General features: G+C 38.2%; 24 protein-coding genes. 13 read left to right on the top strand and 11 right to left on the bottom strand.

Going from position 1 to position 23,692, the window contains the following annotated elements; all coding sequences use genetic code 11:
- The 5 genes from OQX64_RS18030 (at nucleotide 1) to OQX64_RS18010 (ending at nucleotide 3,775) form a co-directional block, all read left to right on the top strand.
- On the top strand, nucleotides 1–2,208 hold the full coding sequence (locus OQX64_RS18030) for a peptidase domain-containing ABC transporter (RefSeq protein ID WP_265819820.1): 2,208 nt from the start codon (nucleotides 1–3) through the stop codon (nucleotides 2,206–2,208).
- Nucleotides 2,209–2,245: 37 nt separating this feature from the next.
- A complete protein-coding gene (locus OQX64_RS18025; protein WP_088301966.1) occupies nucleotides 2,246–2,554 on the top strand; it encodes a DNA-binding protein in 309 nt (102 codons plus the stop codon).
- An 88-nt stretch (nucleotides 2,555–2,642) separates the two neighbouring features.
- On the top strand, nucleotides 2,643–2,843 hold the full coding sequence (locus OQX64_RS18020) for a hypothetical protein (RefSeq protein ID WP_088301967.1): 201 nt from the start codon (nucleotides 2,643–2,645) through the stop codon (nucleotides 2,841–2,843).
- 18 nt (nucleotides 2,844–2,861) lie between these two features.
- Nucleotides 2,862–3,050, top strand: coding sequence for a hypothetical protein (locus tag OQX64_RS18015; protein WP_088301968.1), 189 nt, complete (start codon nucleotides 2,862–2,864; stop codon nucleotides 3,048–3,050).
- A 47-nt stretch (nucleotides 3,051–3,097) separates the two neighbouring features.
- Nucleotides 3,098–3,775, top strand: a complete 678-nt coding sequence (locus OQX64_RS18010; protein ID WP_265819819.1) for a type II CAAX prenyl endopeptidase Rce1 family protein — start codon at nucleotides 3,098–3,100, stop codon at nucleotides 3,773–3,775.
- Nucleotides 3,776–3,986: 211 nt separating this feature from the next.
- Here OQX64_RS18010 and OQX64_RS18005 read toward each other — a convergent pair whose 3' ends face one another.
- From OQX64_RS18005 to OQX64_RS17970, 8 genes are all read right to left on the bottom strand, one after another.
- Nucleotides 3,987–4,451, bottom strand: a complete 465-nt coding sequence (locus OQX64_RS18005) for a 4'-phosphopantetheinyl transferase superfamily protein (RefSeq protein WP_265819818.1) — start codon at nucleotides 4,449–4,451, stop codon at nucleotides 3,987–3,989.
- Entirely contained in the window at nucleotides 4,441–4,701 is a 261-nt protein-coding gene (locus tag OQX64_RS18000; RefSeq protein ID WP_088301971.1) for an acyl carrier protein, read from the bottom strand. Before OQX64_RS18000 ends, OQX64_RS18005 begins: the two co-directional genes overlap by 11 nt.
- Nucleotides 4,694–5,971, bottom strand: a complete 1,278-nt coding sequence (locus OQX64_RS17995) for a beta-ketoacyl-[acyl-carrier-protein] synthase family protein (protein ID WP_265819817.1) — start codon at nucleotides 5,969–5,971, stop codon at nucleotides 4,694–4,696. The genes OQX64_RS18000 and OQX64_RS17995 overlap by 8 nt, the downstream gene beginning before the upstream one ends.
- Complete coding sequence (locus tag OQX64_RS17990) at nucleotides 5,964–6,410, bottom strand: 3-hydroxyacyl-ACP dehydratase FabZ family protein (RefSeq protein ID WP_265819816.1); 447 nt, start codon at nucleotides 6,408–6,410, stop codon at nucleotides 5,964–5,966. The genes OQX64_RS17995 and OQX64_RS17990 overlap by 8 nt, the downstream gene beginning before the upstream one ends.
- Before the next feature lie 2 nt (nucleotides 6,411–6,412).
- Complete coding sequence (locus OQX64_RS17985) at nucleotides 6,413–7,465, bottom strand: type III polyketide synthase (RefSeq protein WP_265819815.1); 1,053 nt, start codon at nucleotides 7,463–7,465, stop codon at nucleotides 6,413–6,415.
- Nucleotides 7,462–8,175 (bottom strand): methyltransferase domain-containing protein, encoded by a 714-nt coding sequence (locus tag OQX64_RS17980; RefSeq protein WP_088301972.1) that lies wholly within the window; start codon nucleotides 8,173–8,175, stop codon nucleotides 7,462–7,464. The genes OQX64_RS17985 and OQX64_RS17980 overlap by 4 nt, the downstream gene beginning before the upstream one ends.
- The gene (locus tag OQX64_RS17975) at nucleotides 8,176–9,300 is read right to left on the bottom strand and encodes an NAD(P)/FAD-dependent oxidoreductase (protein ID WP_265819814.1); all 1,125 of its coding nucleotides are present in this window, start codon (nucleotides 9,298–9,300) and stop codon (nucleotides 8,176–8,178) included. It lies immediately after the preceding gene.
- Between the two features lie 78 nt (nucleotides 9,301–9,378).
- Nucleotides 9,379–10,518, bottom strand: coding sequence for a sterol desaturase family protein (locus OQX64_RS17970; RefSeq protein WP_265819813.1), 1,140 nt, complete (start codon nucleotides 10,516–10,518; stop codon nucleotides 9,379–9,381).
- 330 nt (nucleotides 10,519–10,848) lie between these two features.
- Here OQX64_RS17970 and lpxK point away from each other — a divergent pair, with 330 nt between their 5' ends.
- The 3 genes from lpxK to OQX64_RS17955 are packed head-to-tail and all read left to right on the top strand — an operon-like array spanning nucleotide 10,849 to nucleotide 14,699.
- Complete coding sequence (gene lpxK / locus OQX64_RS17965; RefSeq protein ID WP_265819812.1) at nucleotides 10,849–11,913, top strand: tetraacyldisaccharide 4'-kinase; 1,065 nt, start codon at nucleotides 10,849–10,851, stop codon at nucleotides 11,911–11,913.
- Nucleotides 11,885–12,700, top strand: a complete 816-nt coding sequence (locus OQX64_RS17960) for a purine-nucleoside phosphorylase (RefSeq protein WP_265819811.1) — start codon at nucleotides 11,885–11,887, stop codon at nucleotides 12,698–12,700. The genes lpxK and OQX64_RS17960 overlap by 29 nt, the downstream gene beginning before the upstream one ends.
- On the top strand, nucleotides 12,687–14,699 hold the full coding sequence (locus tag OQX64_RS17955; RefSeq protein WP_253249044.1) for a putative porin: 2,013 nt from the start codon (nucleotides 12,687–12,689) through the stop codon (nucleotides 14,697–14,699). The genes OQX64_RS17960 and OQX64_RS17955 overlap by 14 nt, the downstream gene beginning before the upstream one ends.
- Before the next feature lie 266 nt (nucleotides 14,700–14,965).
- On the opposite strand, the gene OQX64_RS17950 is transcribed toward OQX64_RS17955, so the two are convergent.
- Both OQX64_RS17950 and OQX64_RS17945 read right to left on the bottom strand, forming a co-directional pair.
- A complete protein-coding gene (locus OQX64_RS17950) occupies nucleotides 14,966–15,712 on the bottom strand; it encodes an outer membrane beta-barrel protein (RefSeq protein WP_088301976.1) in 747 nt (248 codons plus the stop codon).
- Between the two features lie 262 nt (nucleotides 15,713–15,974).
- Complete coding sequence (locus OQX64_RS17945) at nucleotides 15,975–17,156, bottom strand: asparagine synthetase B (RefSeq protein WP_265819810.1); 1,182 nt, start codon at nucleotides 17,154–17,156, stop codon at nucleotides 15,975–15,977.
- Nucleotides 17,157–17,386: 230 nt separating this feature from the next.
- Between OQX64_RS17945 and OQX64_RS17940 the strand changes: the two genes are divergently transcribed.
- Both OQX64_RS17940 and OQX64_RS17935 read left to right on the top strand, forming a co-directional pair.
- Complete coding sequence (locus OQX64_RS17940; protein WP_088301977.1) at nucleotides 17,387–17,845, top strand: peptidylprolyl isomerase; 459 nt, start codon at nucleotides 17,387–17,389, stop codon at nucleotides 17,843–17,845.
- Nucleotides 17,846–17,917: 72 nt separating this feature from the next.
- A complete protein-coding gene (locus tag OQX64_RS17935) occupies nucleotides 17,918–18,460 on the top strand; it encodes a DUF5606 domain-containing protein (protein WP_088301978.1) in 543 nt (180 codons plus the stop codon).
- A gap of 261 nt (nucleotides 18,461–18,721) precedes the next feature.
- Here OQX64_RS17935 and rlmH read toward each other — a convergent pair whose 3' ends face one another.
- Nucleotides 18,722–19,195 carry a 23S rRNA (pseudouridine(1915)-N(3))-methyltransferase RlmH gene (gene rlmH, locus OQX64_RS17930; protein ID WP_265819809.1) on the bottom strand — a complete coding sequence of 158 codons (474 nt, stop codon included), beginning with the start codon at nucleotides 19,193–19,195 and terminating at the stop codon, nucleotides 18,722–18,724.
- A gap of 43 nt (nucleotides 19,196–19,238) precedes the next feature.
- Here rlmH and OQX64_RS17925 point away from each other — a divergent pair, with 43 nt between their 5' ends.
- From OQX64_RS17925 to OQX64_RS17915, 3 genes are all read left to right on the top strand, one after another.
- Nucleotides 19,239–21,053, top strand: a complete 1,815-nt coding sequence (locus tag OQX64_RS17925) for a MutS-related protein (protein ID WP_265819808.1) — start codon at nucleotides 19,239–19,241, stop codon at nucleotides 21,051–21,053.
- 135 nt (nucleotides 21,054–21,188) lie between these two features.
- The gene (locus OQX64_RS17920; RefSeq protein ID WP_265819807.1) at nucleotides 21,189–22,526 is read left to right on the top strand and encodes a GH1 family beta-glucosidase; all 1,338 of its coding nucleotides are present in this window, start codon (nucleotides 21,189–21,191) and stop codon (nucleotides 22,524–22,526) included.
- 403 nt (nucleotides 22,527–22,929) lie between these two features.
- Nucleotides 22,930–23,361, top strand: coding sequence for a putative signal transducing protein (locus tag OQX64_RS17915; RefSeq protein WP_265819806.1), 432 nt, complete (start codon nucleotides 22,930–22,932; stop codon nucleotides 23,359–23,361).
- Nucleotides 23,362–23,692: the final 331 nt, after the last annotated feature.

The following is a 23,692-nucleotide window of genomic DNA, read 5'->3' as shown; positions in this document are numbered from 1 at the left end:
ATGTCTATTTTAATTAAACAACGTGATATTACCGATTGCGGAGCGGCATGCCTGGCTTCTGTTTCTGCTCATTATCAATTAAAAATGCCTGTTGCACGAATCAGACAACTGGCCAGTACCGATCAGAAAGGAACCAATGTATTGGGTTTAACAGAAGCCGCCGTTAAACTCGGTTTCGAGGCAAAGGGGGTACGCGGCCAGGCTGATAGTTTAATGAAAATCCCATTGCCTGCCATTGCGCATGTGGTGTTGAAGAAGCAATTACAGCATTATGTGGTGATTTATAAGGCGACAGATCAATACATAGAAATAATGGATCCCGGTGATGGCAGGATGCACCGCAAAACCATGGAAGCGTTTGCGGCAGAATGGACCGGAGTATTGGTTTTAATGCTGCCGGATGAGAGTTTTAAAAAAGGAAATGAAAAGGTAGATACGGGTAGCCGGTTCTGGAATTTGATTAAACCCCATAAAACAATTGCTGTGCAGGCGCTTTTTGGTGCTTTAATGTATACGGTTCTAGGCCTTTCTACCTCCATTTTTGTGCAGAAAATAACGGATCATGTTTTGGTAGATGGCAACCGGAATTTGCTGAATGTGATGAGTATGGCCATGATTGCCATCTTATTGCTTCAATTATTTATTGGCACGGCTAAAACCATTTTTACCATCCGTACCGGACAGCAAATTGATGCCCGCTTAATTTTAGGATATTACAAGCATCTTTTAAAATTGCCGCAACAGTTTTTCGACACCATGCGTGTAGGCGAAATTATTTCGAGGGTAAATGACGCGGTAAAGATCAGGGCTTTCATTAACGATGTTTCCATTAACCTAGTGGTGAATGTATTCATCGTGATTTTCTCCTTTCTGCTTATGTTCAGTTATTACTGGAAACTGGCGCTAATGATGCTGGTGGTTATTCCACTTTATCTACTGATTTATTTTATAAGCAATAAGCTCAATAAAAAAATCCAGAGAAAGCTGATGGAAGAATCTGCAGATCTGGAATCGCAGCTGGTAGAAGGATTAAATAATGTAGCCACCATTAAGCGTTTCGGCCTGGAACGTTTTACCAATGAAAAAACTGAAACACATTTTGTATCCTTGCTTAGAACCATTTATCAATCAGGAATGAATGGTGTTTTCTCCGGAACATCAACCGAGGTGATTGCCAGGTTACTCACCATTATCCTGTTATGGGTAGGAGCGGGCTACGTTTTAGATGGCGAAATTACACCCGGTGAATTGTTTTCATTTTATACCCTAATTGGCTATTTCACAGGACCGGCCGCATCTTTAATTGGTGCCAATAAAGCCATACAGGATGCGATCATTGCGTCAGATCGTTTATTCGAAATTATGGATCTTGAAGTGGAGCAGGATACCTCAAGTGTTCACCTCACCAAAGAATTAATGGGAAACATTCGCTTTGAACATGTTGCTTTTCGCTACGGAAGTCGCGTTAATGTTTTCGAAGACCTGAATCTGCATATCGAAGCGGGGTCGTTTACAGCCATAGTTGGCGAAAGTGGTTCGGGCAAATCGACCTTAATGTCATTGCTTCAGAATATTTATCCCATTCAGTCGGGAAATATTTTTATCGGGATTAATGCCATTAAATACTTAAACAATCATTCGCTTAGGAACCTGTTAAGTGTGGTGCCTCAAAAAATAGATCTTTTTGCAGGCAATGTTGTGGATAATATTGCAGTTGGCGATTATGAACCGGATATGCAACGCATCATCAACATTTGTTCGCAATTGGGAATTATGGCTTTCATTGAAGAATTGCCTGAAGGTTTTCAGACGTACCTCGGTGAAAACGGGGCTTCCTTATCTGGCGGACAAAAACAACGCATTGCCATTGCCAGGGCTTTGTACCGTAACCCTGAGATTTTAATATTGGATGAGGCTACTTCATCATTAGATTCTGCTTCTGAACAATATGTTCAACGGACAATAGATTTATTAAGGAAGCAAAATAAAACAATCATTATCATTGCACACCGGCTAACCACCATCAAAAATGCTGATAAAATTATTGTTTTAGATAAAGGTAAGGTGGTAGAAGAAGGAAGCCACAGCCAAATGATTTTTGCAAATGGTCATTATGCAAATTTATGGAAACAACAATTTGGCGATGATGATTTGACCAGCCTGTTAACACCATCCTTGGAATTTGTCAATTCTAAAATTATATCCTAATGATTTGACTCAAATAACAGGATTAAACTAAACGCTTATGAAACTACTAGAATATATTGACCGCATCAAGATCATACATAAATTGATTAAAGAAAGTCATACAGGTACTCCAGAAAATTTTGCGAAAAGATTATCGATATCTACCTCAAGATTATATGTGGTATTGGAAGAATTAAAGCTGATGGGGGCGCCAATTGAATATTCGCGTCAGCTGCAAACGTATTATTATACCCAGGCATTTGAAGTAAACATCAGGGCTGATTTTATGGTCTTGAAACCACAGGAGTTAATCAGTATAAATGCAGGTTTTTTAAATCAAAATCATTATCCACTCCTTTTTTTGTAGAGTGGACAAAAGTAATTTAGTAGTGTTGCAACGAAGGCGTAAACCGAAAAGCCTTAAATGAGTAGGTAAAGTTATTATAATATAAAAAATGAAAAAATTACATTTAGAGAATTTTGGTGTTCAGGAGATGAATGCTAGAGAGATGAAAAATGAAAATGGTGGTAGTGCTATTGGAGATTTCTTTGTAAAAACGATATTGGCACCAGCTTATGCTCTAAGTAGCAGTTTGGAATTCGGAGTAGGTTTCGCTCAAGGACTTGCAGGTGGATTTCATGATAAATATGATTAATTATTTAATTTAAGAAAAATGAAAAGATTAGATAAATATTCTGTTATTCAGCTTAATCAAAATGATTTGTTGGATATAAATGGTGGTAATCAATTACCTAAAAATTGGGATCAGATGTCATTTGCACAAAAATCAGGCTATGTTATTGGTCATGCAACTTTTGCTGCTGTAGATTTGGCCGCTGCTTTATTATTACCCTGGGTTTAAAAAATATAGCTATTCGGACTAACCGAATAGCTATTTATTAAATAATTATGCTAAAAACTATAAAACTTATCTTTAGTTTTTTACAAATTCCAGATGATAAAAAATCTGGTTTAAATATAATAAAGACATTTCTTTCAGGCTTAATTATTATATTTTTAATTAGTTTGATTTGTCATTTTCTCGCAGAAATTTTAGGTCGGTTTGGACTTGAAAATCCCTTCACAAATCTACATTCTAATGAGCAGATAATACTTAATAAGTATGGTTTGCCCGCACTAATTGGAATCTTACTTTTAATGCCATTAGTAGAAGAAACAATTTTTCGTTTACCATTACGCCCTAAATTTATACATAATGCATTGAGTTGCATCTTGTTGATAGGAATAATTATTGCCAACTTTTTGGCACATAAAGAGTATACCTCACAACTAATATTTATTGGCTTTTCTTTGTTAGTTTTAATTAATTTATGGTTAAATAGAAATCGCTTTAGGTTATTGGTTTATTTTTCGGCTATTCTTTTTGGCTTGATGCATATCTTGAATTTTCTGCCCTTAAATTTCAATTCTTTAGGTATTTGTATGGTATTAATTATTCCACAAATTTTTGTAGGACTAATGCTTAGTTATATTAGAATAAAATGTAATTTTTGGTTGGGCTGTCTTTTTCATATAATATTTAACTTACCTCACATAATTATTTTATTAATAAAATTTAGTACTTAAAATATGAAAAAAAAGATAATCAAGATTATACTTCTCATTATCATAGCAGTAATTGTTTGTTATTTGTTTTTAAACTGGAGGGATTTTCTTCTTGGCTTTACTCAGGGCTTTTCTTCGGAAAATTAATAACAGATTTTAAATAAGTTCTGCTAATCATTAGCTAATAACATTATTATATAATATTCAATTGCCCGCTTAATAGTTCTTCTCTTTAATACACCAAAGCCAGATACCGCCCATGATGGCTTACACAGCCGGGAGCCATACTTTTATAATCCGCCGGGTGGTGGGGTTGCGAATAAATGGTGATGCTGATTTTACTAAGCTGATCACAAACCGGAGCAGCAATCGTATGCACATAATTTGGCAAAACACTCGTTTTCGTGAAATACACCTGGCCATCAACAGTAACCGAACCATTTACCTCATCATGAGCAGAAGTCAGTTTACAGGCCAGGCTTGCCGGAGCGAAATTTCGAATACCTGTTTTACGATTATGTATTTTGTAAGCCGCTTCTTTCATGCTCCATAAGAGCCAAACCATTTCATCAGCACAGTTTGCGGTCGCAATTAAGGTTTGTTCGCTTGGGCTAAAAATTTTATCCAGATAGCCTTTACGTCGCCAGTTGCTTTGTACTTTCGCTAAATCTAAATCTACAATGTCGTTACCGATCAATTTCGCTTAGTTTTTCTTTTATCACTTCAATGGAAGCCTTCACAGTTAACATTTTTTCCATAGAGGCGTTATCAATGTTGATGCCGAATGCCTCTTCTACATCTAAGATGATGTCTACCAAATTGGCTGAGTTGATGTTTAAATCTTTGATGAAATCAGACTCTTCGCTCAGGTTTTCCAATGCCGCGGAAGCCGGTGCATAAGTGGTGATGATTGGCTTTAGTTTATGGATAATTTCTTCGTTACTCATGTGCGTATTTTTTAAAAATAATACAGGCATTTACATCGCCAAAACCGAAGCTTGCCTTAATTAAGGTATTGATTTTTATTGATTTCATTTTTTGCGGAACTTTTTCTGCATCGATTAACGCCGTAATGGCGGGGTTTAAATCTTCACAATTTACATTTGGAAAAAGAAAATTATGATGGATCTGCAGCACGGAGGCTACACATTCTATACTGCCAGATGCCGTTAAGCAGTGGCCTGTCATTCCTTTTAAAGCATTAATGTAAGGGAAATCAATCCCTTTTCTATTAAGTGCCATTGTCCAGTTTTTAATTTCCAATGCATCCATTGCGGTAGCCGTTAAATGGCCATTAATGGCATCAATCTCAGCTGCTTCAACTTCGGCATTTTCAAGTGCTTTTACAATACAGCGTTGCACCGCTGTGGAGTTTGGGGCAGTCATCGTTCCAGCACCTCTTTGTCCGCCGGAATTGGCATGTCCACCTAAAATTTCTGCATATATTTTTGCCCCTCTTGCTTTGGCATGGCTTAATGATTCTACCACCAAAGCACCTGCGCCAGCTCCCGGTACAAAACCACTTGCGTTGGCACTCATTGGTCGTGAACCTTTTTCAGGGCTATCATTGTGCTTGTAAGTACACACTTTCATACCATCGAAACCGCCCCAAATGTATGGACCACTATCACTGGTGGCACCAGCGAGAATTACGCTTGCCTGCCCGCTCCTTATTCTTTCGAAAGCCGTTAATAGACTTTCTGTTCCGGTACAGCAGGCAGATGAGTTGGTGGAAATCTGATTTCCCAGTCCTATTTTTCCTGAGAGGTATGCACTTACCCCACTGTTCATGGTTTGAGCCACCACGGTACTACCCAAGCGTCTGATGTCGAGTTTATCAATGGTGTAAATGGCTTCCCTGAAGCGGTCAATTCCGGAAGTGCCGGCACCGAAAACCATTCCATAATTCCAGAAGGGCTCATCTGTATCATTTAAAGGCAATCCTGCATCCTTCCAGGCATCCATGCCGGCGATTACGCCATATAAAATGCCCGTGCTGTTAAAATTACGCAATTCCAAAGGGCTGAAGTATTGAGCAGCAAGTTCAGCAGGTACGTCTGGTAAGCCGGCAATCTGACAAGAGAATTTCAGGTCGCTTAAAAGCTGCTGGTATTTAATCCCTGAAGTACCATTTTGTATGGCGGATAGAAACTGATCTAACCCAATGCCATTTGGTGAAACTACACCCATCCCGGTAATGACGACTCGATTATCCATTGGCATTTTTGATAAACATCCCAGCCAGTTCCCCGTAACAAACCTTATCTCCAGCCAGGTTCTGCATGGTGATTTTACACTTCAGTTTATTGAACCTGAAATATATTTTTTCTGAAACAACGCTTACTTTCTCTCCCGGAAAAACAGGTCGTAAAAACTCAACATTGGTAGATGTCATCGCCACCTGACCATTAAAGTCCTCTTCTTTAGCCGATAGCAAAAAAATCCCCAGGCTAACCAGGCCAATCTGCGCCATAGTTTCCGTTAAAATAACGCCAGGTGTGATCGGGTTGTTTTTAAAGTGACCTTTGTAAAATTCTAGTTCCGGATCGAAAGTAAAAGAACCTCTTACACCATCCTCGTTGATGCTTTCGATATCATCAACAAAAAGAAATGGCTTTGAATAGGGCAGTAGGGTTATTATTTCTTTGCTTGTCATTTTTACCATTCGATTAAAATTCTTTGTGCTGAAAACCCCGGACCAAAACTCAGCATTAAGCCTTTTTCTCCTTTGGCAGGTTTTGAATCCAGAAAACGTTCTAAAACATATAATACAGTTGCGCTACTCATGTTCCCGTAAAGGCGCAAAACTTCTTTGGTGTCATTAATATTCTTTCCGAGCGCACCAAATAAACCCTCTACCATCTGTACAATTTTTTTTCCTCCCGGATGGAAGATTAAATAATCAATGTCATCAATTTTCAGGTTTTGCTTAGCCAGAAAAGGATGGATAATATCCGGGAAATGTGCTTCTATCGTATTCGGAACTTCAATATCCAAAACCATTTTTAAACCGGTATTGGTGAGGTCAAAACCCATCATGTGTTCCGCATCGTAAAAGTGGTACATTTCTTCGGCGATAATTTCAGGCCCTTCATCTTCTTCATGTGAAGATAATAACACACAAGCTGCACCATCACCAAAAATAGCTGCACTTACAATGTTGGTCATGGAGAAATCGTTTAACTGAAAAGTTGCCGTTGGTGATTCCACAGCAACAACTGCTGCTCTTTTGCCGGGGTTTGCCTTTAAAAAGTTTTTGGCATAAATCATTCCTGAAACACCGGCAGCACAACCCATTTCGGTTACCGGAAGGCGAACAACATCCTGACGGAGTTTTAACTCGTTGATTAAAAAAGCATCCAAAGATGGGATCATAATCCCGGTGCAACTCACCGTAATCAGAAAGTCCAGGTCTCCGGGTTTCCAATTGGCTTTTTCCAAAGCATCAGTGAGGCATTGCGTACCCAGTTTAATCCCCTCTCTAATATAGATTTTGTTTCTTTCTTCAAATGAAGCATCACTAAAAACCTCTTCCGGCGACATGAACGAATAGCGTTTATTAACCGCTGCATTTTCGAAAATCTTCTTCACTTTCCGGATAAACCTTTCGTCCTGCCCGGTTAGCCAGGCATCCAGAAACGGTACAATCTCTTCAGTGGCACGGTTAAAAGGTGGTAAGGCTTTGCTAACGGCTTTAATTTTTACGCTCATATTGATTTTATAATCCACTGGTAACGGAAAGCCCATCTCCACCGGATGCTGAAATTTTTAAATTTTAATGTGGATGAATATCGCTGCAGATCAGTTTTTTTAAACCCTCTTAAAATGGAAACCAGTCCATCTTTTCTTGACATGTCATTCAGCCTGAATACAAAACATATCGCATCAAATAAATAATAGGCTAGTTTGCTGCGGTGTAAATCATTAATCACAACGCCAAGTTTAGCCTGCTGCTGAAATGCATGCATTAAGGCTAAAATTTCGTTATCCTTAAAATGGTGCAAGGTTAATGTACATAAAATGATATCAACATCTTTAGTTTTAAACGCATCGCTAAAAATATCAACACAGTCATAACTGATATTTTCATAAGCTACAGACAAGCCCTCAGCATGTTTGATGGTGAAAGCATTTGCATCAACACCCGTCAGCTTAAAGTTTATATTGTTTTTCTGTCCGTAGTCTGCCAATGTTCTCAGCATATCGCCGTTTCCGCAACCTACGTCCAGAATGGATATTTCTTTCTGAGTGTGCAGGTGAGTAATTAAAGTTTTAACACCATGCAGGGTTACATTGTTTCCGCCCAGCAGTTTATTTATGCTGGCAATTTTGTCAAGTGCATCCCTCAATATCTCCCCCTCAAGTGCAAAATCATCCATCAGTTCGGGTTCATTGCTTCTGGTTCTGGTGTTTACCGGCATTTAATTTATTGTTATGGGTTTTCCATGTGTACGTTTGATGATTTCAGGCAAAAGTGCCGGGAATTTAGCCAAACCATTGATTAAAAATTCAGACAGGCCTTCCTTTCTTAGTAACCCTGAAAGGAGCTTCCCGGTTTTTAATCTCGAATTAAAATGAAGTTTCCATTCGGCTGTATAGGCATTTTCCAGATTTTTTCGTGTGGTCACTTCTCCATTTAAAAACTTTAAAATTAGTGTACAGGCGATTTGGGCCGCGTGGATGGCCATGCCCATTCCGTTGCCGCATAGCGGATGAATCAATCCGGCAGTATCGCCAACCATTAAAATATGGTTTCTGACGCATTCTTTTTGTTCAAAGGAAATCTGACTGATACTCATTGGCACATCAAAATGCAGGGTGCTGTTTTCCATGATCATTTTCAGATGTGGATTTTGAAACAATACATTTTCCTGATGTTCTTTGATATTCTTATACTTTTTAAAGGAAGCGTAGTTAACCAGGTAACAGATATTAATAAAATGATGCTCTACCTTTGATACCCCGCAATAGCCACCCTTAAAATGGTGCAGCGCAACAAGATCGTTTGGGAAATCTCCTGTATAATGTGCTTTTATAGCCAGCCAATCAGATTTTTCTTTTATAAAAGGACGTTCCAGTTTAAGATCCAGGTTTGATCTTTTGCCGTAGGCGCCAATTACAATACGGCTTTTGTAGCGATTATCTTTGCTTACAACGGTGAAGATTTCATCCTCGTAAACTACATCTACAACGGTGTCATGGATAAGGATCGCGCCTGATTGTTTTGCCCTTTCCTGTAAGAAATGATCAAATGAAAAACGGCTCAACCCAAAGCCACCTAAAGGTAAATCAGCATGTACCAGGGCACTTTTTGGTGTGCTCATTTCAAATTTAGTAATGTTTGCTGGATTTAAAATGGCCGGATTTGCGCCTAAGGTGGTAAGATATGGCAATACCTCATTCGAAACATATTCACCGCAAACTTTATGATGCGGATAGTTATTTTTTTCGATCACAATTACCCTCTTGCCTGCCTGCGATAAATGAATGGCACTCACCAACCCGGCAAGGCCTCCTCCAATAATCATCACATCGGCATCAAACATATTCCGCAATTTAAGGTAATTAAATGAAGAATGTTTGAAGTCATCAATCAAATGCTAAACGAAAGCGATAGATCAAACTTATCTGTCGCTTCTTTCCTCCATATTTAAGTCAGTATCAAACGGACTTTTGGTAAAAGGATAAATGGATTGCTTGACAAATCCTTTTGGGTATGATGCCTCATGTACGCCTGTACCCGCAGGCCACTCATTTTTCGGCAAATAATAGGTTCCGAACATCATATCGATAAAGGGGAAAATAGATGCGAAATTATGTCCGTAATATTTAGGATCTTCACAATGGTGCCAATGGTGGTATTGCGGCGTAGTAAAAATATATTTAATCGGCCCGAAATTAATTCTGGTATTCGCATGGATTAATACGGCATGGATGGCGATAAAAATGATGTACACATTAAATACCGTTGCGGAAAAACCAAGGACGTACAAAGGAATGAACGTCATGGCCCGGGTAAAAAAGATATCAATAAAGTGGGTTCGGCTACCGGCCAGCCAATCCATATGCTGTGTAGAATGGTGGATGGAATGGAAACGCCACAGCGCCACACGGGTATGGAAAAAGCGATGCGCCCAGTATTGAAATAAATCTGTAGTAAAAAAGGCAAGAAATAAGGCCACGATGAAAGGTAAGCCTTGTACCCAGGTATGTAATTTATCTAATCCTATCCAGCCGAAAAATAACACAGCAGGCTTTTGGGTAATGATTCCGAAAAACTGGATAAACAAATGGCTGATGACAAAATAGGTTAAATCGGTACGCCATTCTTCATGAAATTTGGTTTGTTCATTGTTCTTTGGAAAGAATAGCTCAAGCGGAACAAAAATAGCAACCATCAGCAGTAAATCCAGAATCATCCAGTCAAGGCCAAAATGCCAGCCTGATTTGGCTACATCCCTGCCTTCCACACTCAAGGCACCCAGGATAACCGCCAGCGCCGCCAGTGCGAAACCCGGCCAGCCCCATTTAAGTTTCTTGCTTAAAATAATACTTAAAGCAGCGAAAAAGAATGAAGCAATTACGCCCCCTAGCATTAAGACTTCCATACTGTCTTTAGTGTAAATCTCTCGAAATTCTGGAGTAGTCAGCTTCTCGGGGTAATGAAAACATAATATCCCAAGCAGGACTAAAATGGCAAGGAATATAGAAATATAGCCACTGATCTGGCCCTGGCCAACCACTAAACGTTTATTTGGAGACATGATGCTGCATTTGATGATAACAATGATAATAAAAATACGGGCCAATTACGTAAAGTTTTGCATCAGATTATTTTTTAACCTCATCAGATTTCTCTGTCCAGTAAAATATTCATGATGTTGAGACATCGTTTTATAAAATGTTTCTTGCGCGGTATGGTACAGATAAATTTTTCTATAAACAGACTTTCATGTTGTCTCTGAATAAATCCGTTTCAGCAAATCAGCTAAACATTTGGAAAAACATTTTTTGTTGGATTGGGGTTGCTTTAATAGGCATCGCCATAACGCGGTACTTTTCTTTTTTAAATAATCAGTAATTTTGAACACATCATGATGCTACTTAATTATTTGCGCCTCTTACTTCTGCCTTTTTCTTTTATTTATGGGATTGCCATTACGCTTCGTAAAAAACTGTATGATTGGGGTATTATAAGTTCAGTTAAATTTGATTTGCCTGTAATCTGCGTGGGTAACCTGGCCGTTGGTGGTTCAGGGAAAACACCTACAACAGAATATCTGGTGAGGTTGCTGGCAGGTTATAAAATCGCCATACTCAGCAGGGGATATGGAAGGGAAACGAAAGGATTTATATTAGCTGATGACCGGGCAACTGCAAAAAGCATCGGCGATGAACCTTTACAGTATTATCAGAAGTTTGAGGGCATCACGGTGGCCGTTTGTGAGGACCGGGTTAAGGGCATCGAAAAATTAAAAGATGGTCATGACCTCATTATCCTGGATGATGCATTTCAGCATCGCCCCGTTAAGGCAGGATTGAATATATTGCTTTTTGAATTCCGCAAGCTGGGAACCCTACAGTTTTTACTTCCCGCCGGAAACTTAAGAGATGTTTTTTCATCACGGAAAAGGGCCGAGGTTTTACTGGTCACCAAATCTCCGGTGCCTTTGTTACATGTTGCCCAACAGGCTTCCATAAATGAACTGCAACCCAATAATACCCAGAAAGTATTGCATAGTTACCTGAAATATGGTGATCTGAAACAGCTGTATACAGAAGAGCAACGATCGCTGGAAACAATCAGGGATTTTGAAATATATTTATTAACCGGTATTGCCAATCCGGATCCTTTAATTGAGGAACTGGAGAAATATACGAAAACCATTAAACATGAAAAATTTCCTGATCATTATGCCTTTAAAACGGATGATATCAAAAAGTTTAAATCAGCTTATGAATCGGGTAATAGAAAAGAAAAAATCATCATCACAACAGAAAAGGATAGCAAACGTTTAAAAGCTGCGGGATTTAAAGATTTACTGGTAAATTTACCGGTATATTTTTTACCCATCGAGGTTGAATTATTTGAGGAAGATAAGATTACCTTTGATGAACTTATTTTAAACTATGTTAAGAGCAATAGAAGAAACCGTTGAATACATCAAACGTAAAACCGAAAACTTTAAGCCCGAAATTGGTATTATTTTAGGCACTGGCTTAGGTGGCCTGGTGAAGGAAATACAAATCGAACATCAGCTGATGTACTCGAATATTCCGAATTTCCCTATTTCTACTTTAGAATTTCATAGCGGTAAGTTAATTTTTGGAACCTTAAACGGTAAGAAAATAGTCGCCATGCAAGGGCGTCTGCATTATTATGAAGGCTATAGCATGCAGCAAATTACTTTCCCGGTTCGGGTAATGAAAGGATTGGGTATTGAAAACTTAATCGTGTCTAATGCTGCAGGCTCACTGAATCCCGAGTTTAAAAAAGGCGATTTAATGGTTATTGAAGATCACATCAACCTTCAGCCGGATAACCCTTTACGGGGCTTAATTGAAAGTTCATTGGGTCCGCGTTTTCCGGATATGAGTGAACCTTACAAACGTGATGTCATTGCAAAGGCCTTAAAGATTGCTGAAGAAGTAGATATAAAATGCCATAAAGGCGTTTATGTAGCTGTTTCAGGTCCGAATTTGGAAACCAAGGCAGAATATAAATACCTTCGTTTAATAGGAGGAGATGCTGTAGGCATGAGCACTGTACCCGAAGTAATTGTTGCCAACCACGCAGGCTTGCCGGTGTTTGCCATTTCTGTGCTGACAGATGAAGGTTTCCCGGAAGATTTACAACCCTTTAACCTGGATGAGATTTTAGCTGCTGCTGCAAAGGCAGAGCCTAAAATGACCGAAATTTTAACCCGCCTAATTGCTGAACTGTAAGATGGGTAAACTGGCTCAAATTTTTCTTTTCATCTTACTGCTTACCGGCATTAACAAAACTTTTGCACAGGATTTAAAAACAAGCATTAATAATAAAACGGAAGCAGATTCCATCAGGAAAAAACTGGATAGTAAAGACTCGATTATCTATACGGCTAAATTTATCCGTTATACCAAACTCGGCTTAAGTAAAGACAGTATCGTATTGCTGCCGCTCGATACTTCTACTACAAATATCCAGAATTATAGCCCGCTTTTACAGCCGGAACACCCAACCATCAATAATGGAAATATGGGGCTTTCTGCCAGGCCTTTGCTTTATGAGCCAAGCAAAAGAATTGGCTTTGACGTAGGTTTTCATTCTTTAGATTATTACGCTTTAACTCCGGATGATATTGTGTATTATCAGGCCAGGGCACCATATTCGAGTTTATACCTGATCAGTGCCGGACAAAAAGAGCAGCTGTTTAAAATGATCCACAGTCAGAATATTAAAAAAAACTGGAATGTTGGTGTTAATTTTAACCGTGGCGATTCACGTGGTTTTTACCGCAGGGAGCGGGGTGATAATTTAAATGTTGCCGTATTTTCATGGTACCAGTCTCCCAGTAAACGATATAATATGTGGGCATCCGTTATTTTTAATACCATGCGGGCATATGAAAATGGTTCGAACACCAACCCCAACATATTTGAGCCAGGTTATCAGAAAATTGAAAGGACTGCAGAAGCCGTTAACTTAAATACAGCCAGGAATTTATACCGCAAAAATACTTTGTTTTTAAGGCAAACCTATTACGTGGGCCGGATTGATACTTCAGCAAATGTTAATAATGCCGTTTTACCAACCAATAAAGTAACCTATACCGTAGAATATAATAGCGACAATTACAGTTTTTTTAAGAATGAGCTGGATGTAAATAATGTAATGCCACCTGGATTGGCAGATGCTAGTTTTACCAATGATTCAACTAAGGTAAAACACCTTAAAAATGAATTTATTTACAGTTTCTTCTTACGTCCAAAAAAATCAACAGTAATTAAAAATGAGCTAAAAATTGATGCCGGGATTCGTCATGATTATTACCAGCACAGGTTTTTAGGCTTTAAACCCAATGGACTTACCTACGAAGAAAGCAAGTTTTCTTATCAGAACATTACTGTTTTAGGGTCTGCTGGTTATCGCTTCTCTAATAACATTGATTTTAACCTGGATTTACAGCAGATTCTACAGGGCGAAAATGCCGGTGATTATTTATATGAAGCCAAAACTAAAATCCTTTTGAGTAAATCGGTAGGGAGGATAGAATTGGGTGCTTATGCTCAGAACCAGTCTCCCTCACAACTTTTTAACTATTATCATGGTAACCATTACCGCTGGGATAATACAGGCTTTAAGAATACCAAAATCGCTAACCTTTCATTCAAGTTTATCAATGACAAATATGATTTTACAGCAGGAGCGAAGTATTTTTTAACCAGCAATTATTTATATTTTGGTATGGATGACAGTAACGGTACGAATGCCATCGCGCCAAAGCAGGTAGATGGAGATATCAGCCTGATCAGGTTTGATGTTTCCAAAAAGTGGCGGTTTGGCAAATTTGTTTTAGAAAATTACCTGGCTTACCAAAAAACAGACCGGAATGAAATCTTAAGAACCCCTGAATTTTATACCTATAACAGTTTTTACCTGAACAATACCTTTTTTAAGGTACTTAAGGCAAATATTGGTTTTGATGTGCGCTACAATTCTGAATATGCCAATTATTCATATTCGCCAGCCACTGCACAGTTTTATGTGGGCAGCAGTACGGTTTACCAATCTACGCCCATTGTTGATGTTTTCCTGAAAGCCAATTTAAAACGGGCCAACCTGTTTATTAAATACGACTTCATTAACCAGGGTTTGTTTGTGCCGGGTTACTATACTGTTAACCGCTATCCTATGCAGGATGCTTTATTGAAGTTTGGTGTAAGCTGGAATTTTTACGACTAGCAAATTAATCGTGTTGACTGTAGTAGATCAGCAGCTTCTTCATGCTCCTTGATACAAGGCCATAAATACTATTTCATTGAACAATCATGAAGTGAATATGATTTAGTAAATAAGCTTTGTCAACTTTGATAAATATTATAGGAATTAGGTAGTCAATGCCAGTTATTCAGCCGTAATATATTATAGCGAATAATGGACTTTAAAATTTCTAAACAAAAAAGCCGTTTTGAAATGAATCAAAACGGCTTTTGAAATTTTACGCTTTCTTAGAAAGAATAACCAACTGAGAAACCCAATACGCGGTTAGTCAATTTGTTATCGTTATTCGCTCTTGAATCTTTAGGGATAAGGTTTGACAATCCTAAACCATAGTTTGCACCAACCAAGAATCCAGAATTGGTACGGTAAGCTAAACCAAAGTTTGCACCGAAATCTGTACTAGCAAAATTTTTGTTTGTTGCACTACCGAAAGATAAGTCGGTGTCATTCGCTACAGTTGACGATGAGCTTGTATTCGTCGTATTGTTTGTAACGGTTGTAGTTATATCTCCTTTATTTTTACCAGAAATGTTGAAGCCTACATAAGGACCCGCACTAATTTGTACTGCACCAGCTGTACCAGTAGGAATTCTAAAAACGGCGTTGATTGGAACTTCAATTGCCATTAAATTTCTTTTTCCCGTAGTGGTAACAGTTGTAGTTGTGTTATTTACAGTTGCTGAATTAACTGATTCAAACTTATCACCCTTGTTTTGTAAGGAAACGCCTGGCTGAATAAAAAAGTTGTTTGCCACACCAAAATCTGCAAATGCGGTAACATTAAAACCAACATTATTTTTTACATTGTCATTGTATGCATTTGATAAAGCGTTATCTCCGCCCATGTGGAACTTTGATAAGTTAACACCTGCCTTAATTCCGAATCTAGCATCAGAGCCAGTCATGGTTGTTGTTTGCGCGAAAGCACCCGTTGCCAATAATACCACTGATGCACTTAATAGTAACTTTTTCATAATATCTTTCTTAGATAAAAAATCATGTTTAAAATAATCAAGGCCGAAACCTTTTGTTAATTACATGCCTCTTTCCAAAAGCTGTGCCAAAGTATGATGCTTTGATAATTTCAGTGCTAAAGCATTGTTTGCCAGTGTCTTTTTACATTGATTTAAGATTGAGATATAATCTCAGGACGGACTCAATACACCTTTGTGAAGTGTATACAAATCAGGAATATGATTAAATCGGAGGTATTATTCTTTCTTTTTAGATGCCTGATTATGTTTTCTGCGGCTTTTTCTTCGCTGCCGGAAAAAGCACGTTATTTAAGATCAAACGGTAACCTGCAGAATTTGGATGTAGATTTAAGTCAGTAGGAGGGTCGCCAACGGCATGCTGATAATCTTCAGGATCGTGGCCACCATAAAAGGTAAATTGTCCTTTCCCGATTTCTCCATGAAGGTACCTCACTTCTGCAGCACCCTTATTTTCGCCTAAAACGGTTACACTAGGCTTAACCAGGCTCTTTTTAAATGCAGTGGTCTGGCCCATAAAACCTTTAATTACCTTATCGTGGTTTTGTGTCAGCATGGTTGGTACCAAATCCCATTTTGCCGAGAAATCAAATAAGGTAAAGTAATCATTATTTTGGTTCAGCGTTCTGAACTGCGTAACGTCAATATCTGAAAATTCGTAATTCATTGGGTTATTGTCCAACTTGAAATTCTGAAAAGCCAGTGTTTTGTTAAAGTCGAGTTTGGATTGTGCATTTGGATCAACACCATCCCCATCAAACATCTGGGCACAAATATCTACCCCTTCTGCTGCCAGGGCAATGTCAAAACTATCTGTACCGGAACACATGGCAAACATAAAGCCGCCGCCAGCACAATATTCCTTAATGTGTTTGGCAACGGCAAGTTTCATCTCCGAAACCTTTTTGAAGCCTAATCTTTTGGCCAGGGCTTCCTGGTTTTTAACATCATCCTGATACCATTTGGCATACCTGAAGTTAGACCAGAACCGGCCATACTGACCAGTAAAATCTTCATGATGCAGATGGAGCCAGTCATACTTGCTTAATTTATCCTGAATGATATCATCATCGTAAATAACCTCGTAAGGGATCTCAGCATAGGTCAACACAAGCGTTACTGCATCATCCCAGGGCAGTTTACTTTTAGGGGAATATACAGCAATTTTGGGTGTCTTTTCCAGTTTAACCATTTCCATATTTACGGATGGATCGCTGATTTCATTTAACAGGTTAATCACTTTGCTGTCGGCCATTACCTCGTAAGAAACACCCCTGATCTTCAATTCATCTTCAACGTTTTTATTGTATTTAATCAGGAAACTGCCTCCACGGTAGTTTAAAAGCCAATCTACTTCTACCTGCTTGCTGATGGTCCAATATGCTATGCCATAGGCTTTCAGGTGGTTTTTCTGGTCTTCATCCATGTAAATTAACAGTGAGGATGCCCGAGCACCAATTGCGCAGCACAAACAAAATATCCAGATATAATATTTTTTTCTCAAAATGCAGATGTTTAAATTATTAAAATTACGCATTTAAACTGTTTAGAAAAATTTAATGGTATTGGATTGATACAATTTTGTTATTTTTGCCCTTTACTTAAAAAATGAACTGTTTTTTAACGTGTTAAATTTTAAATTAGTACCCAATTGATATGAGTAAAGCAATAATAAAAACCGAAAAAGGAAATATGACTGTTGAGTTCTTTGAACAAGATGCTCCTAAAGCAGTTGCAAACTTTAAAAAATTAGCCAACGAAGGCTTTTATGATGGTGTGACTTTCCACCGTGTAATTCCTGATTTCATGGTTCAAACCGGCTGTCCGAATTCCAAAGATGGTGCTACTGGTATGCCAGGCACTGGTGGTCCGGGTTACAAGATTGATTGTGAGCTTGATGGTGAAAATCAATACCATGACCGTGGCGTATTATCTATGGCTCATGCTGGTCGCAATACCGGTGGTTCTCAGTTTTTTATCTGCCATAGCAGAGCCAATACGGCACATTTAGACCGCAATCATACCGTTTTTGGTAAAGCAATTGAAAATGTTGATCTTGTGGATGATATCCGTCAGGGAGACAAAATTGTAGGAATTGAGATAATTGAAGATTAAATTGCGTTGAGCGTTTGGCGATAAGCGTTTATTTCGCGATGCACCAGCCGCTAACCGCTTAACAAATATATTATGAATTTAAGAGGAATTGTTGCCGTATCCGGCAGACCAGGATTATTTAAACTGGTTGGACAAAATAAAGTAGGTTATATTTTAGAGGGTTTAGATGCCCAGAAAACCAAAGTGGTAGCCAATATTACCAATACAAAATTGGCTTCATTGGAAGATATTACCGTATATGGCGAAGAGGAAGAGATCAAACTTGCAGATATTTTTACTAAAATTTCTGAAAAGGGATCAACTCCTGATTTAAAAGGTGATTTACGCGCTTACTTTTTAGAAGTTGCCCCTGGTCATGATCAGGAAAAAGTTTATGCTTCGGATATGAAAAAAATCATTACCTGGTATAACTTATTGAAAGATTTGCCATTATTTACGGAAGATACGCCTGAAACTCCGGGTTCTCCGGCGGAAGTGAGCTTAGCTGAAGAAAAAGTAGCTGCAGATAAAAAACAGAAAGCTGCAAGTACTAAAGGTTCGGCAAGCGCGAAAGCCACTACTAAAACTTCTGCTCCAGCTAAAAAAGCAAGTATGACAAGCAAAAAAGGCGTTTAGTCTTTCACTTGGATATGATGAAAACACCAGGCCATTTGTCTGGTGTTTTTTGTTTAAAAGAAATAATAAAGGATTGCTACAATTACCAATGAAATGATAATACTAATCCATAACATTCTGCTGTTTCCACTTTGATTACTTCTGAACCGGTACTGGCGTTTATATTTATCTAACATATCTTTTTTATTTAATGATGCTTAATGAAAAGCAAATCCATATCAATTTCATCCTTTACATCTACCATTTCCCATATCTTTCATCTTAGGCATGATGATAAGGTTCATTTTTTAGAATACTGAATCCGCGGTATAATTGTTCCACAAAAAATAAACGGATCATTTGATGTGAAAAGGTCATGTCGGATAAGGAAATCAATCCATTTGCCCTTTGGTATATGCGCTCATCAAAACCATATGGACCGCCGATGATAAAAATTAAGTGTTGAACACTGCCAATCATCTGTTTGTTCAAATATTCTGAAAAGGCTACAGAGGAATATTTTTTCCCCTTTTCATCCAGCAAAATAACAACATCGCCATTATTAATTTGTTTGTGTAATAACTCTGCCTCTTTACCCTTTTGCTGCGCTTCACTCAGGTTTTTTACATTCTTCACATCAGGGATTGCTAAAAAGTTAAAATTAATATAATGCTTCAAGCGGTTGATGTATTTATCAATTCCTTCAATCAAATATTTATCCTCCGTTTTGCCAATGGCTATTAAGGTAATCTTCATTTAATATTTTGCTATCTTTAGAATTTTCAGCGATTCAAAGATAATGTTAAAAACGCAAGCACAAATAATATCTGGTTACAGCCAAAAAATTAGTGAAGTAACCCATCGGATTGATCACACGAAAAAGCAGATAGATCAGCTCTCTCTGGTTAGAATAGGACTCTTTCTCATCGAAATTTTATTTTTCGTTTTGCTTCTTAATTCTGCTGACGATAGCTGGCGAACACTTCTTCAGATTTTACTCTTATTGCCTGTTTTGGTATTCGCTTATATTGTTAAAAAGCAAAGTAAACTGGATCGTGAAATTGAATATCAAAAAGAACTGTTGTGGGTTTATCAAAATGAATGGAATATTTTAAACGGTAAGGTTAATGGTTACGATGATGGTAAATCGTTTGAATCACAGATTCACCCCTATTCCTCTGATCTTGATGTTTTTGGAAATGCATCACTTTATGGTTTGATAAACAGGTGTTATACTAAAAATGGTAAAGAACTGCTGGCTAAAAGTTTAGCAGAAAAAACATCCAGGAACAAAATGCTAGACAGACAGGAGGCTGTAAAAGAAATGCAGACTAAAATTGATGATACTTTCGATTTCAGGGCTAACCTGCATGGCCACGATGTGGAAAAAATTGAGCAGATTAAAATTCAGCTCAAATTTCAGTTAGGTGAACAGCTGGGTTTTATTCGTAAGAAGATCTTGAAATATTATGTTGCCATTACGCCTTATATTTCCGGAATAATATTCTTAGCCGCAATATTTTTAAACAGTACCTTTTGGAATGTCCTTACCATATATATGATCATTAACATTGGTATTACCGTGCTCCAAAACTCAAAAATAAATAGGGTGTTTTATAGCTTCGGGGGCAGTTCTAATTTACTGAATGGTTATGCTGATGCCATTTTATGGACGGAAAACCATCAATGGACCAGTACCTATATCCTCGCTTTATTTCATTCGAAAATACCCGTTAGCCAGGAAATCAAAGGCCTGTCTAAAATTATACAGCGTTTTGATACCAGGTTAAATGTTGTAGTCGGCACCGTACTAAATGCGCTGTCTTTATGGGATCTTAAATGCTGCATTCAACTGAATCATTGGTATCAATCTTCATCTGATGATGTGATTTCGGCACTTAATCATCTAGGTGATTTTGAAGAATTGATTTCCCTTGCCACTTCAGCCCATAATGAACCGGAATGGGTTTTCCCGGAAATCACAGATGCCTTTGCCTTAAGTACCATAGCGGTTGGCCATCCTTTAATTTCACCCAACATAAGAATAACCAATTCCTTTTCATTAGAAGCAGAACCTACTGTAGATATTATAACAGGCTCCAATATGGCTGGAAAGAGTACTTTCCTTCGTACACTGGGCATCAACATGGTATTGGCTTATGCCGGAGCACCGGTATGTGCACAATCGATGAGTCTTTCCGTTTTCTCGATCAATACCTACATGCGGATTAAAGATTCGCTGAATGAAAGCACCTCTACCTTCAAAGCAGAACTCAATCGTTTGAAGATGATTCTGGATCATGTCGTTCGTGATCCAGATACCTTCGTGCTAATTGATGAAATGTTACGGGGAACCAATAGTCAAGATAAATACCTTGGATCGAAAGTTTTTGTAGAAAAACTGATTGCAGAAGGCACACCCGCACTTTTTGCTACCCATGATCTGCAATTGGCTGATCTTAAAAATGATCACGAACAAACACTTCGTAATTTTCATTTTGATATTCAAATTGCAAATGGTGAGATGAAATTTGATTATAAATTGAAAGAGGGGCCCTGTGCTACTTTTAATGCTGCAATTTTGCTGAAGGAAATTGGATTAACCTTGACTTAATTTTTAGCTAAAATCGTCTGACATAATCTGAAGGGAATAATTTAGCTGTAAAATGGTTAAAATTCTTTATCCCATCTTAATTGTTAATGATTTCTTAATAGTAAACTTGCAACTTACGCCCAATCAATTGATAAGATGATTAAAGCAAGTGATTTTGGTAATGATTTTTCATGGGGGGTGGCTACTGCTGCAGCACAGATAGAGGGTGCTGCACAGCTGTATGGCAAAGGTCCTTCCATCTGGGATACCTTTTCTGCCAGAAGTGGAAAAATAAAAAAGGGACATAAACTGGATGTGGCATGCGACTTCTACCATCAATACCATGAGGACCTTCAGCTTGTTAAGCTTTTGGGTTTTAAGGTATTCAGGTTTTCCATTTCCTGGCCCAGAATTTTACCGGAAGGAAGAGGAGAAGTTAATGAGCAGGGAATCAGATTTTATCATAATTTGATCGACGAGTGTCTTACCCTGGGTATTACGCCATGCATTACCTTATACCATTGGGATTTACCACAGGCACTGGAAAATGAAGGTGGCTGGACAAGTTTCAGTATTAACGCCGCATTTAATGCTTTTGTAAGCCGCTGTGCATCAGAATATGGCGATAAAGTTAAAAACTGGCTGGTGTTAAATGAACCCTTCGGATTCACATCATTGGGTTACATGCTGGGAATCCATGCACCTGGCAGAACCGGATTAAGTAATTTTTTTCCTGCTGTTTTACATACCGCCATTGCACAGGCAGACGGGGGCAGGATTCTTCGTGCTGAAATTCAACATGCCAATATTGGTACAACCTATTCCTGCTCTGAGATTATTCCTTATACGCATAGCGATAATGATCTCCTGGCTGCCAAGCGGGTAGATTGTTTAATGAACAGATTATTTGTTGAACCCGCTCAGGGTTTAGGTTTCCCGACAGAAAACTGGGATGTACTGGAGAAATTTCAAATTGAATACGGCACCTGGCGATTAAATGAACGCATGAAGTTTGATTTCGACTTTATTGGTTTGCAAAATTACTTCCCTCTAACCATAAAATATAATGCTTTTATCCCTGTGATTCAGGCCTGGGAAGTTAAAGCGAAGAGCAGAAAGAAACCGCATACCGCAATGGGTTGGGAGATTAATGCTGATAGTTTTTATAGGATTATTAAGCAATTTGCTGCCTATCCTAATATTAAAAATTTGGTGATTAGTGAAAATGGTGCTGCATACCATGATAAGCTAACAGATGGAAATATAGTAGATGCCGAGCGGATCGAATATTTTGAACTGTATCTAAGTGCCTTGTTAAAGGCAAAGAAAGAAGGAATCAATATTACCGGTTACATGGTCTGGACTTTAATGGATAACTTCGAATGGGCAGAAGGCTTTAATGCCAGGTTTGGTTTGGTGCACACAGATTTTAAAACACTGGTGAGGACAATTAAATATTCCGGTTATTGGTGGCAGGAGTTTTTAAGGAATTAGGTTGGGGTTTTCTGGTGATTGGGGATGATCAATGTAGATTGAAGGGGTTATAGCGTTAGGTATGGTTGTACATTATTTTCCCGCAGATTTGGGGATGATCAATGTAGATTGAAGGGGTTATAGCGTTAGGTATGGTTGTACATTATTTTCCCGCAGATTTGGGGATGATGAGCGCAGATTGAAGGGGTTATAGCATTAGGTATGGTTGTACATTATTTTCCCGCAGATTTGGAGATGATGAGCGCAGATTGAAGGAGTTATAGCATTAGGTATGGTTGTACACTATTTTCTGCAGATTTAGGAATAATAAACGCAGATTAAAAGGCATAGCATTATAAAGTGTTATACATTATTTTTCCGCATATAAATTTTTTAATTCCCAAATAATCATTATTTTAACAACATGAGCGATAAAACTATAGTGCATAGCACATATTATAATCCAATGGAAGCCAATATTATTAAATCCAGATTGGAAGATAGTGGTTTTGCTTGTTTTCTTGCAGATGAAAATGTTGCAACGCTTAATCCGCTTTATAATCAGGCAATTGGAGGAGTAAAGCTGATTGTATTTGAAAAAGACGTCATGACGATAAATGAATTGCTTGCTGTCGAATATCCGGTACTCGATCAGCAAGAATTTAGTGAATATACGCCCGAAGAAACGGCTGGTGTAGCCTGTGAAAAATGTGGTTCACTAAATGTGAGCTATGGGATGGCAACACAAGATAAGCACAGTTCATGGGTAAAAGTATTGTCTCTAATATTTTTTGTCCTTCCATTCTTCGCGAAGAAATGCTACCACTGTTATAACTGCGGCTATGAGTTTAAATAAGGCCGTCATCAGTAAAGATTTGTGTTGATTTTCGATTTTAGTTATTTAAATCTTTTAGAAGAATTTTTGAAGAATAGGAATTAGGAAGGGATGTACATTATTTTCCCGATGATTAGGGTGATAAGCGCAGTGTAGGATGGTTATTATGTTTTCCCGCAGATTTGGGGGAGATAATCGCAGATATAGGATTAGGAATGGTTGTATATTATTTTCCAGCAGATCTAAAAGATTAAACATCAACTTTAGTGCTTTAACCAAAATAAAAATCCCGTTATGATTTTACTCAAAACGGGATTTTATTATGATAGACTCCAGGCTATTGACTGAAGAC

The sequence above is a fragment of the Pedobacter sp. GR22-10 genome, from assembly GCF_026239715.1.
GTDB lineage: Bacteria > Bacteroidota > Bacteroidia > Sphingobacteriales > Sphingobacteriaceae > Pedobacter.
This window is presented reverse-complemented; position numbering and strand designations above follow the sequence as displayed.

Excerpts from the sequence above, each read along its gene's own strand:
- OQX64_RS18030 (WP_265819820.1), top strand. The coding sequence starts at position 1 with ATGTCTATTTTAATTAAACAACGTGATATTACCGATTGCGGAGCGGCA.
- OQX64_RS18025 (WP_088301966.1), top strand. The coding sequence starts at position 2,246 with ATGAAACTACTAGAATATATTGACCGCATCAAGATCATACATAAATTG.
- OQX64_RS18020 (WP_088301967.1), top strand. The coding sequence starts at position 2,643 with ATGAAAAAATTACATTTAGAGAATTTTGGTGTTCAGGAGATGAATGCT.
- OQX64_RS18015 (WP_088301968.1), top strand. The coding sequence starts at position 2,862 with ATGAAAAGATTAGATAAATATTCTGTTATTCAGCTTAATCAAAATGAT.
- OQX64_RS18010 (WP_265819819.1), top strand. The coding sequence starts at position 3,098 with ATGCTAAAAACTATAAAACTTATCTTTAGTTTTTTACAAATTCCAGAT.
- OQX64_RS18000 (WP_088301971.1), bottom strand. The coding sequence starts at position 4,701 with ATGAGTAACGAAGAAATTATCCATAAACTAAAGCCAATCATCACCACT.
- OQX64_RS17995 (WP_265819817.1), bottom strand. The coding sequence starts at position 5,971 with ATGGATAATCGAGTCGTCATTACCGGGATGGGTGTAGTTTCACCAAAT.
- OQX64_RS17990 (WP_265819816.1), bottom strand. The coding sequence starts at position 6,410 with ATGACAAGCAAAGAAATAATAACCCTACTGCCCTATTCAAAGCCATTT.
- OQX64_RS17985 (WP_265819815.1), bottom strand. The coding sequence starts at position 7,465 with ATGAGCGTAAAAATTAAAGCCGTTAGCAAAGCCTTACCACCTTTTAAC.
- OQX64_RS17980 (WP_088301972.1), bottom strand. The coding sequence starts at position 8,175 with ATGCCGGTAAACACCAGAACCAGAAGCAATGAACCCGAACTGATGGAT.
- OQX64_RS17975 (WP_265819814.1), bottom strand. The coding sequence starts at position 9,300 with ATGTTTGATGCCGATGTGATGATTATTGGAGGAGGCCTTGCCGGGTTG.
- OQX64_RS17970 (WP_265819813.1), bottom strand. The coding sequence starts at position 10,518 with ATGTCTCCAAATAAACGTTTAGTGGTTGGCCAGGGCCAGATCAGTGGC.
- lpxK (WP_265819812.1), top strand. The coding sequence starts at position 10,849 with ATGATGCTACTTAATTATTTGCGCCTCTTACTTCTGCCTTTTTCTTTT.
- OQX64_RS17960 (WP_265819811.1), top strand. The coding sequence starts at position 11,885 with ATGTTAAGAGCAATAGAAGAAACCGTTGAATACATCAAACGTAAAACC.
- OQX64_RS17950 (WP_088301976.1), bottom strand. The coding sequence starts at position 15,712 with ATGAAAAAGTTACTATTAAGTGCATCAGTGGTATTATTGGCAACGGGT.
- OQX64_RS17945 (WP_265819810.1), bottom strand. The coding sequence starts at position 17,156 with ATGGATGAAGACCAGAAAAACCACCTGAAAGCCTATGGCATAGCATAT.
- OQX64_RS17940 (WP_088301977.1), top strand. The coding sequence starts at position 17,387 with ATGAGTAAAGCAATAATAAAAACCGAAAAAGGAAATATGACTGTTGAG.
- OQX64_RS17935 (WP_088301978.1), top strand. The coding sequence starts at position 17,918 with ATGAATTTAAGAGGAATTGTTGCCGTATCCGGCAGACCAGGATTATTT.
- rlmH (WP_265819809.1), bottom strand. The coding sequence starts at position 19,195 with ATGAAGATTACCTTAATAGCCATTGGCAAAACGGAGGATAAATATTTG.
- OQX64_RS17925 (WP_265819808.1), top strand. The coding sequence starts at position 19,239 with ATGTTAAAAACGCAAGCACAAATAATATCTGGTTACAGCCAAAAAATT.
- OQX64_RS17920 (WP_265819807.1), top strand. The coding sequence starts at position 21,189 with ATGATTAAAGCAAGTGATTTTGGTAATGATTTTTCATGGGGGGTGGCT.
- OQX64_RS17915 (WP_265819806.1), top strand. The coding sequence starts at position 22,930 with ATGAGCGATAAAACTATAGTGCATAGCACATATTATAATCCAATGGAA.